The sequence below is a fragment of the Spiroplasma endosymbiont of Lariophagus distinguendus genome, assembly GCF_023846195.1.
Taxonomy (GTDB): Bacteria; Bacillota_I; Bacilli_A; order Mycoplasmatales; family VBWQ01; genus Spiroplasma_E.
In genome coordinates this window covers 1-11028 of the sequence record NZ_JALMUW010000035.1, presented here as the reverse complement: position 1 = coordinate 11028, position 11028 = coordinate 1, and the positions used below count along the sequence as shown (strand labels likewise).

Genomic DNA, 11028 nt, shown 5'->3' with positions numbered 1-11028 from the left:
CTTATTTTTATTTAAAAAATAGTTTTTTCCTTTTTAAATTTTATAAGTTTAAAAAAAAGTAATAGGATTTTCTAAATTATATTTAAAAAATATAACTTTTGTTGATAATTTTTCAATAAGTAATTGAAAAAGAAAATCAACAAATTTTTGCTCCATATAATGACCAACCAAAATAACATTAATTTTTCTATCTTTAGCTTCCATAATATAGTTTCATTTCATTTCTCCAGTAATTAATAAATCAATATTGTTAGATAAATTACTAATAATATCACCACCAGCACCAGCAGATAAAGCAACAGTCACTATATTGTTATCACTCAATTTATTATTAACCAATTGTATATTTGCAACATTAAAATATTTTTTTAAGTTATTAATTAATTCTTTTAATGGCATTTGTCTATCAAATTTACCAACTATTGCTAACTTTTCTTCATTAATAAAATGAATATTTTTAATTTTTAATTCTTTAGCCATCAACATATTCATACCTACTAATGATATATCAAAATTAGTATGTAATGAATATACATTAATATCTGCTATTAGTATTTTACTATATAATTCTTTTTTTCAATTTGAAATATTAGATTGATTAATATCTTTGGCAAAAACTAATGGATGATGAGAAATTATTAAATCAATATTATTATTAATGGCCTCAGTTAAAACTTCATTAGTAACATCCAAACAAACTAAAATTTTATTAATATTGGTCTTTGTTTTTGATTTAATTTGTATTCCTGAAAAATCTCATTCACAAACATCTTTTAAAGGAAAATATGTTTCTAAAACATTAATTATATTATTGATAGTTAACATTTTAACTATTATCCTTTATAAAATTCTTTAATATGTTTAGATTTAGACGGATGTTTTAATTTTCTAATTGCCTTTGCTTCTATTTGTCTAATTCTTTCTCTTGTAACAATAAATTCTTTACCAACTTCTTCTAGAGTTTTTGGAGAATCGTACTTAGTAATATGACGATGAACAACCTTATCACTTAACAATTCTGTTTTATCTAAACTAGTATCATAGTGTAACTGTAAATTATTAACTACTGTTTTTAATTCAGTAATTTCTTTTTCATCTTCACAAAGTTCTAATAATCTTCTTAATTTTGTTGGTAAAATTCCAAAACGCATTCTAATAACTTTTTCTTCTCGTTTTGTTAATACTTCAGCAAAAACACGATCCAATTGTTCTCTTAATCAATGTCTTTCAGCATATTCATCGGGAGATAGCATATTTTTATCTTTAATAAAATCACCAAAATGTGTATCATCTTCTTCACCAATTGGTTTTTCTAAAGATACTGGTTCAATAGCAAGTTTTTTAATTTCACGAACACGATCGGCTGTCATGTTTTGTCCCATTTTATTGGCAATTTCCTCATGAGTAGGATCACGACCTAATTCTTGTGTTAAGTTTCTTTCAATTCTTGTTAACTTATTAATTCTTTCAACCATATGAACAGGTACACGAACCATTTTACCTTGATCAGCTAAACTTCGTGTAATTGATTGTCTAATTCATCAAGTAGCATAAGTTGAAAATTTAAAACCACGGCGATAATCAAATTTATCAACTGCTTTAATAAGACCAATATTACCTTCTTCAATTAAATCAGCAAAATCTAAACCACGATTTAAATGTTTTCTAGCAACAGAAACTACTAATTTTAAATTTGATTTAATTAATTGCTCACGACCATATGTTCTTTCCTCAACATCTTTTGATTCTAACATTTTAGCATATTTAATTTCCTCACCTTGACTCAATATTTGACTTGTTTCCAAAATATTAAAATAAGACTTAATTCCATCTTTTCTTCTTGTATCATTAGAGATCCCCATCGTATTTTTAAAACTCAAATCACTAACTAAAATATCAATATCTAAATCATCAGGTAATTGTTCATCATCAATATCGGTAAAATTAGCATCATCTTCAACTTCATCCATCAAAATATCAGTAAAGACTACTCCTTCTTTTTCTAACCGATCAAAAATTTCCTCAATCGTATCATCATCTAATTTTAAATGTGCAAACTCTTTAATGACATCTTCTTGTTTTAATTCTTTTGTTTGACTCTTTTCTAATTTTTTAATTAAATTACTTTCTACTTCCTCTAAAGTTAAAAGTTTTTTCAATTTCGTTTTTTGTTGTATAACAGCCATATTTTCACCTTATCCTTAATTTATCATCATACTTATTTTTTCTTTATTTTATTTTTTAATACTGATATTTCTTTTAATAACAATATTTGTTTTTCAATATTTTTTTCAGATTTCAATTTATCATTGATCATTTTTATTTCATAATCAATTAGTTGATTATTAATAATTTTTAAGTAATCATTAATAATTTGAGGTTTTAAATCAAACTTTTTATTTTTATATTTATCAAGAAGTTTTTCTAAAATATTTAAAAGTGAATTACCTTTAAGTTCTTCTAAAATTAAATCAAAATTAATTGCTTCTATTTGATTATTTTGATATTTTTGACTAATTAAAAAGTATAAATTCATAAAATCTTGATTTGGAAAAATAAATTTTTCTTTTTCTAAAATTAAATAAACATTTTTTGATAACATTACTAAAAAAATAAGTTGTTCTTGTGCTTCAAAAAAAATATTTTTTACTTCTATTTTAGATTTATTTTTGATACTAAAAGTTGTAGTTACTAAATTATTATCAATATTTAAAATTTGTATTAAGTCTTCAGTGGATAAATTAGTTATTTTTGCTAACATATTTAAGTAAAACTTTTTAGTAATAACATCATTGATTTTTGTTCAAATTGGAACTAATGATTTTAAAAATTCATTAAGTTCATAACTATCTTTTTTAATGTTATATTTAGTTAATGATAAATTAATTGCAAATTCAAAAGGATGAATGGTTTTTTTTATTATTTCATAAAATTTTTGAGGAAATTTATTTATTAATTCATCAGGATCAAATTTAGTATCATTATTGATAATTTGTACTTTAAAATTATTTGATAATAAAACACTAGCTATTTTTAAAGATGCTATTTTTCCTGGTAAATCACCATCTAAAAAAATAATAATATTAATAGTAATTTTTTTTAAAAGTAAAATATGTTCTTTTGTTAAATTTGTTCCCATTAAAGCAACAACATTTTTAATATTTTGATTATTTAGAGCAATAACATCCATAAAACCTTCAGTCAAATAAATAACTTCATTTTTTTTAATATAATTTTTAACATTATTAAAGTTATATAAAATTTTACTTTTCTTAAAAAAATCTGTTTCTGGACTATTAATATATTTATAACTTTTATCTTCTCTATTATAATTTCTTGCAGAAAAACCAACACAATCTCCATCTTCATCTTTAATAGCAAACATAATTCGATTTGAAAAGGTAGGAAGAAGTTGATCCTTATTATTAATTTTCATAAGTCCTAATTTTACAAATTCAATATTATCTTTATAACCTTGTGCATTAAGATAATCTATTAATTCATTATTAATAGGTGCATAACCAATATTAAAATATTTAATATTTTCAGTAGTAATATTACGATTTTGTAAATATTTCATTGCTTCTTGACCAATATCAGTTAGTAACTGATAACTAAAAAAATTCATTGCAATATTATTTAAAATTTTTAGTGGATTTTTTTTAGTTTCAACATTAAATTCAGATAAATTAATATCAAACTCTTTTAAATTTAAATTAACATTATCTGCTGCTTCTTTAAGAGCATTAATAAAATTAATATTTTTATATTTTTGTAAAAAAATAAAAACGTTTCCTTGTTCACCACAAGAAAAACATTTATAAATTTGTTTTTCTTGTGAAATTGATAATGAAGGAGTAGAGTCTTCGTGAAAAGGACAGATAGCTCAAAAATTATTGCCTTTACGGATCAAATTTAAATATTTACCCATAACTTCAACAATATTAATTTTTGCTTTAACTTCATTAATTTTTTTATTAAACTCGATATCCATATTTTTTCACACAATTCTAACAAATAATGTCTAATTTGTCATATAAATATTCTTTAAGTTGATCAACTTTAACTATAACTTGATTTGTAGTATCACGATCTCTAATTGTAACAGTACCTTTAGTTTTTGTGTCATAATCAATTGTTACACAATACATAGTACCAATACCATCTTGATAACGATAAGATTTACCAACACTTGATGATGCTTCATAAATTACTCTTAATTGTGTTTTATTTAACATTTCAAAAATTTCATATGCCTCTTTACCCAATTTTGTTTTATTTAAAGACATAACAGCTACTTGATAAGGGCAAATACTCTTATTTAATTTTAACACTAACCGTTCTTTATCGTCTTTTAAAACTTCTTTTGTAAATGCTTCACAAACTAAAGCTAATAAAAGCCTTTCAACACCAATTGAAGGTTCAATAACTGAAGGAATAACCATTCTTTTTACTGTAACATTAGGATCTTGAATTTCAAAATTTACACCAGAATTCTCACTATGTTTTGTTAAATCATAATTCCCGCGATTAGCTATACCACATAATTCACTCATACCAAAAGGAAAATTATATTCAATATCAGTAGTTGCTAATGCATAATGTGCTAGTTGATTTTGTTCATGATTTTTAAATTTTATATTTTTTGAATTCAATAAACCTACTAGAGAGAGAAATTCTTTACATTGATCAACTCAATAATTAAATCAAGTGTTATCATTTTTATCCTTTGGAATAAAGAAAAATTCTAATTCCATTTGTTCAAATTCTCTAGTACGAAAAATAAAATTACCAGGAGTTATCTCATTTCTAAAACTTTTACCAATTTGACCAATACCAAATGGTACTTTTTTATTATAACTATTTCTTACATTATTAAAATTTATAAATATTCCTTGTGCAGTTTCAGGTCTTAAATAAATTTTATTTTTATCTTCTTTTAAAACACCTTGATATGTTTTAAACATTAATTGAAATTGTCTAACTTTAGTTCAATCTTCATTATTGCATTTAATACATTTAATATGATTTTGATTAATATATGTTTCTAATTTTTCATTACTTCAATTATCACAATTAATACTAGGAAAATAATGATTAATTAAATTATCAACTCGAAATCGAGACTTACATTTTTTACAATCAATTAATGGATCACTAAAATTACTCAAATGCCCTGAAGCTTCTCAAACTTTAGATTTCATAATAATTGAACTATCTAACCCAACATTGTATGGATTTTTTTCGACAAAAAAAACTCATCAACTTTTCTTAATATTATTTTTAAGTGCTACACCAAGCGGACCATAATCTCAACTATTAGCAAGACCTGAATAAATTTCTGATCCTTGAAAAATAAAACCATTTTCTTTTAAATGAGTAATTATTTCCTTCATTGACTTATCATTGATAATTTTATTAATCATTGCCCCTCCATTAATCATAAAAATTTTCTTAAATATCTTAAATAATACATAAAATCTCTAAAAAGAATAATCTTGTTAATAATATGTTCATAGATAGGTTTTGTCAACCTATTATAAGTGTTATATATTATTAAAAACAATATAACAACTAATTATTAAAATATTTATGTAATTATTAATTTATTATTATATTTTTGACAGTGGTTTTCTAAAATATTAAGAATTTTATTAAGTTCTTCTTTTTCAACTTTTCATTTATTAATATCTTGATAATTTAATAAATAAAGTTGATATATTTTTTTAAACAAAACAATGTCAAAATTAATTATAGCTAATTCTAAAGAACAATTTTTACAAAAAATACCACCCAAATCATAATTAATTAAATGCAAATTAGTTATGAACATCTAGAATAAAGTAGACACAGAATTGTAACCTTTGTGTTAAAAATACTTTAAGGAAGGTGTTCATTTTTTTATGGCTAAATGATTATCAAAAGAAGAAAAGTTAAAAATAATAAAAATAAGTAAAATTAAAACAATTGATAAAACCGCATTAGTATGGTATTGAGGTGATCATAATAAAAGAATGAATTAAAGCATAAATTGTGGTGAAAAGGTTTAGAATATGGCAATGGAATTCGTGCTAAAAAACCAAAGAACAGGTCGACCCAAAATCTTTAGAATTTTAATGAAATAGCAAAGCAAATTAATTGAATATATTGAGGCAATGAACGATATAAAAAGTATTTGAAAAATCGACAAAGAAGAAATATTTTGTGATTTCTCCTTGAAGAAAAAAATATCAAATTAGTTATTTATATTACAGTTGCTAAATGTTTCAAAATCAAGATATTATGATGAATTAAGAATGGAATGAATAATTTAATAAGTGAATACATTTTATTTAATATAATTAAAATATTTTATAATTTCAAAATTTATGGTTATAAAATGATAACTTTATGAATTAATAAAATTTATAATTTAAAATTAAAATTTCATGTTGTATATAGATATATGAGAAATATGAGTTTAAAAGCTAAAGTTCATAAGAAATTTGATTATAGAACTAAATCAGGAAGTTTAAGATATGATAATTTATTAAAACGTGATTTTCAACCACTGATTTAAAATCAAAAAGTGGGTACTGATATAACTTGTTTATTAACTAATGAGTAAAACATATTATTTATCAATTGTTTAAAGATTTTCATAATAATGAAATATTAGATTATAAAATAAAACCAAGTTTAGATATGACATTTTATTTATCCAAAATATTATTCAAGCGAGTTCAGTATAAAACCTAATTCTATAGATTTTGCAATGATCAAAGGATTTTCCACTATACAAAGTAACCATATAAAACTTTATATGATGAATTAAATAAAAAGAATTTCAATGTCTAGAGAGGTAATTCTTGTGATAATGGTGCTGAATCTTGATTGGAACAATGAAAAACAGAATTTTTTTATATATCAAATTCAGAAAATAGAACTATTGAATGAATACAAGACAACTACAATATGTTACTTTTATAATAACCATCGACCTTAAATCAAATTAAAAGAATGAGTCAATCGAATATCAGTTAATCATTCCAAATTAACCTAATCAGACCACTTCACTTTCTGATTTCTTTTTAAATACTATTTTATAAAAAATTTCTAATAAAAAGTTGAGAGGCTTTTTAATAATCTGTGTTTCTTTCTTTTAAAGTTACTGGTTTAATTAATTCTTGTCTTCAATTTATCATAAAATGAGCAATTGCTGTGTTTCATTTGAATGAGCATTGTTCATGTTTTTAATATCATTTTCAGTGCTAAAGTAAAATATTTTTTGAAAACTGCCATATCATTAGGAAAAACTTTTTTATTTAAAGTGACTTTTCGTAATTGACTATTATAGATTAACCCGCATTTGTTATCCATCTTTGGATTTACCCTGGATAACTAATAAATAAATTAAATTATCTCAATTTTTATATCAAGATTTAACAATTTGAGATGTTGTTTATTTCATTTTATTTTCAAGTTCTAAAACTGCATTGCTAATTCTTCACTTCCCATAGTATAAAGTGGTTTAATCTGCAGCTAGTGATTTCTATGCTTATATGAGACATATTTTTAAACTATTTCTGATTTGATAGACAGTAAATCAGTTGATGTTTCCTGTTTAGAGATAAACTGGGTTATGTTGTTAACAATTCTATGTTAAATTATCTACTACAATGTCAGGTATCATTTAAGCCTCGATTTTCATTTCTAAGTCTTTGATCAAAATTAGCGCCTTCATTTTCACTAATTCACTTAAACCTAAACATCTTTTTGCCTTCTAATCAACTCCTAGCTATATAGGCGGTTATTTAATAATCAGTTATCTTGTCGTACTAACTACTATACAATCCAAAAATAAAACAATCGGATAAGCACTATCTATTATTAAGTTTTGTGCTTTATCATCAGCAACATATAGTGATTTTGGCCCACTCATTCTTTCTAATATCACCACCATGATATAACTCATGATTGCATTCTAATATCTGATAAAGTCATTCCTTTTGCATATAATGAAAGAACATTGATCAAACCATCAATCTTTGTCTTTTTAATATACAGAGTAAAATGCTATTGATCCCTTAATTTGTCATTTAGTTTTACCTTGTTGAGGTTAATAATTTTTTTGAAGTTGTACCATTTATGAATATTCATCCCTTCTTCACTACGTTAGTTTTCTTCATGTCTCATCAATTTTGCATTTAGATTTAACATCTTTTCTACTAATCTTTTGTTGATTCTTTATATAATCCTCCCTCTTTAAAAACTGTTGTTAAATCTTCAGTATTTTCTAATAATAAATCTACTGCTTTTGATATTGGATCATTATTATTAAAGTTATCTTTTTTAGCCATCTGTAACTCACTCTTTCTAGTCATTTAATTATATTTACTAGAACTAATTAAACATAGTTATTTTTGTAAGTCACACAGATTACTAAACATTACCAAAGGTTACTTTTATTGTCCACTTTTCTTGACAAGTTCATTATTTGATTACAATTAATACAATTAGTAAAGTTAAACTGAATTCCTTGAAATATTAAACTATGAAATAAGAAAAAAACATAAACTTTCTTAAAGTTACTATTTATCATTAACTGTTCATATAAATTAAATAAAAAAGAAAAGATATTTTTATTATTAATACTAATTTTTTCTAAATAATTAATAATTATCTTGTTAAAACTTTTAATCAATTGATAACTTTTTTCATTTATAAAACTATTAAAACTTTTTATTTTTTTATATGTTATACATAAGTTTGAACAATCATAATTTTGATTAAAGATAAAAATTCAACAATCTAAAAGACTATATTTATTTAAATTGATTTTTATTTCTGGTAAAGAAACTATTTTAACACCATAATTTGATGTTAAAATGGTAACATTATTTATTGATTTAATGTAGTTAATGTTTAAAATCAAACCAGTATCAATATTAAACATATTTTAACTATAACCTAACTCTTTTAATTTTCTAGGATTATTTCTTCAATCAGGTATTACTTTTACAAAAGTTTTTAATATAATATGAGAATCAAAAATACTTTCTAAATCTGTTCTAGCTCTTATTCCAATTTCTTTAATCATACTACCTCCTTTACCAATAATAATTCCTTTTTGTGAGTCGCGTTCAACAACAATAACAGCATTAATATCAGTAATATTAGTATTTGGATTATAATTAATACTTTCAATTAATACTGCTACACTATAAGGAATTTCTTCTTCTGTTAAATTTAAAATTTTTTCACGAATAATTTCCTTAATTAAAGTATTATCTGAAACATCATCGTTATTTTCAATTAAATAATTCTTTTCACCAATTGGTAAATACTCATATAGTTTTTTCAATAATATATCTAAGTTCATTTCTTTTATAGCAGAAATTGGAATTATTTCTTTAAATGGTAATAAATCTTTTCACTCATTAATTTTATCCATTAATTTTTCTTTTGTTACTAAATCAACCTTAGTTAATAAAAGTAGAATAGTTGTATTTACCCTTTCTGATAATAATTTAATAATATGTTTATCGCTATTTCCAATGTATTCATTACATGGCGCTAATAAACAAATAATGTTAGTTTCTTTAGTGGCACGGTTAGCATCGCGATTCATCATTCGTCCAAGTTGGTTATTATGTTTATGAATGCCGGGAGTATCAAAAAATATGATTTGCATATCATCACTATTATAAATACCTTGAATTTGATTTCTGGTTGTTTGTGGTTTATTAGATACAATTGCCTTTTTTTCTTGAAGAATGGTATTTAATAAAGTTGATTTTCCAACATTACTTCTACCAATAAAACTAACAAAACCTGATTTAAAATTATTAGTCATAAATTAATTCCCTTTCAATGAACTTGGTTTAAACGCTAAAGGTAATAAGTCTTTTACTAATATTTTACAAATTATTTTAGTATCATTATTTTCATTTTTATTACTAATATAAACAGGGCATGTTTCTGGCATAATTTCAATCATAAATTGACGACACATACCACAAGGAGAACCAACCGTTTCACTATCAGTAATTAAAAATAGACTAATAATATCTTCTTTTTTATAACCTTGAGCAATAACTTGTGACAAAGCTGCTCTTTCAGCACAAATACCTACTGAGTATGCAGCATTTTCAACATTTACTCCTAACATTTCTTTACTATTTTTCAAAATTACTATTGCAGCAACTCTAAATAAAGAATAAGGCGCATAAGCATTTTTTTGTATTACTTTTGCTTTTTTCAATAATACTAATAAATCTATATCTTGTTCCATTATACCACTCCTTATTTTCTAGTAATACCAAGAATATTTAAAATTTCATCTTGTAAATCAAACATAACCTTTTCTTCTACACTATTTTGATGATCATATCCTAATGTATGAAGTAATCCATGAATAAAAAGAAATGATAATTCTCTAATTAAACTATGACCATATTCTTGTGCTTGCGCTACTGCCTTTGAATAACAAATATAAACATCGCCTAAATCTCTAATATCAATATTAATATTTGGAAAATCATCATCATTATTTCCAAATGATAAAACATCAGGAACATAATCTTTATGACGATACATTTTATTTAATTCAATACTAGTCTGTTCGTCATTAAAAATAACAGCAATACACCATGTAATTTTCTGTTTTAACTTAATAGCTACTGCATTTAAAATATTTTCTGATAAAATATTAAAATTTTTAATGTCATAGTTATGATCATTGTAAATATTTACAATATTAATTTTTGCTGGCATTTATCTACCTAACTTCTTTTTGATTAAATTATATCAATATTTACATTTATGTTGTAATATTATTTCAAATAAATGTTAACAAACTTTCTTTACCAATAATTATTAATACCATTTGATTTAAATATGTATTAGAATTAATGTTTTCTTCAATTAAAAGTTGATTATTATCATTTCATTTTGGAAAAAAAATTGTTAAGTAACATTTATTAATAGAGAAAAAAATAGTAATTTGATTAAAACTATTAAACTTTAAACATTCTTCTCTTTTAAAAT

Annotated in this window: 11 protein-coding genes and 1 pseudogene; all 12 read right to left on the bottom strand. The window is 23.0% G+C overall.

The annotated features are described in order from the left end of the window. Window positions 1-48: 48 nt before the first annotated feature. Window positions 49-825 (bottom strand): Nif3-like dinuclear metal center hexameric protein, encoded by a 777-nt coding sequence (locus M0D11_RS03910; RefSeq protein WP_252320275.1) that lies wholly within the window; start codon window positions 823-825, stop codon window positions 49-51. A gap of 8 nt (window positions 826-833) precedes the next feature. Continuing rightward, a complete protein-coding gene (locus M0D11_RS03905) occupies window positions 834-2186 on the bottom strand; it encodes a sigma-70 family RNA polymerase sigma factor (RefSeq protein WP_252320273.1) in 1353 nt (450 codons plus the stop codon). 32 nt (window positions 2187-2218) lie between these two features. Beyond that, on the bottom strand, window positions 2219-3994 hold the full coding sequence (gene dnaG, locus M0D11_RS03900; protein ID WP_252320271.1) for a DNA primase: 1776 nt from the start codon (window positions 3992-3994) through the stop codon (window positions 2219-2221). 16 nt (window positions 3995-4010) lie between these two features. After that, entirely contained in the window at window positions 4011-5426 is a 1416-nt protein-coding gene (locus M0D11_RS03895; protein ID WP_252320269.1) for a glycine--tRNA ligase, read from the bottom strand. Window positions 5427-5590: 164 nt separating this feature from the next. Beyond that, entirely contained in the window at window positions 5591-5818 is a 228-nt protein-coding gene (locus M0D11_RS03890) for a hypothetical protein (RefSeq protein WP_252320267.1), read from the bottom strand. Between the two features lie 1986 nt (window positions 5819-7804). Then, a complete protein-coding gene (locus tag M0D11_RS03885) occupies window positions 7805-7942 on the bottom strand; it encodes a hypothetical protein (protein WP_252320265.1) in 138 nt (45 codons plus the stop codon). 265 nt (window positions 7943-8207) lie between these two features. Beyond that, a complete protein-coding gene (locus M0D11_RS03880; RefSeq protein WP_252320263.1) occupies window positions 8208-8363 on the bottom strand; it encodes a hypothetical protein in 156 nt (51 codons plus the stop codon). A 65-nt stretch (window positions 8364-8428) separates the two neighbouring features. Next, window positions 8429-8935 (bottom strand): hypothetical protein, encoded by a 507-nt coding sequence (locus M0D11_RS03875; RefSeq protein WP_252320261.1) that lies wholly within the window; start codon window positions 8933-8935, stop codon window positions 8429-8431. Between the two features lie 3 nt (window positions 8936-8938). Further along, a complete protein-coding gene (gene era / locus M0D11_RS03870) occupies window positions 8939-9835 on the bottom strand; it encodes a GTPase Era (RefSeq protein WP_252320259.1) in 897 nt (298 codons plus the stop codon). Window positions 9836-9838: 3 nt separating this feature from the next. Beyond that, on the bottom strand, window positions 9839-10273 hold the full coding sequence (cdd, locus tag M0D11_RS03865) for a cytidine deaminase (protein ID WP_252320257.1): 435 nt from the start codon (window positions 10271-10273) through the stop codon (window positions 9839-9841). 11 nt (window positions 10274-10284) lie between these two features. Further along, window positions 10285-10755, bottom strand: a complete 471-nt coding sequence (gene ybeY / locus M0D11_RS03860) for an rRNA maturation RNase YbeY (protein WP_174480613.1) — start codon at window positions 10753-10755, stop codon at window positions 10285-10287. 46 nt (window positions 10756-10801) lie between these two features. Then, a pseudogene (locus M0D11_RS03855) lies at window positions 10802-11028 on the bottom strand (hypothetical protein); the annotation flags it as partial.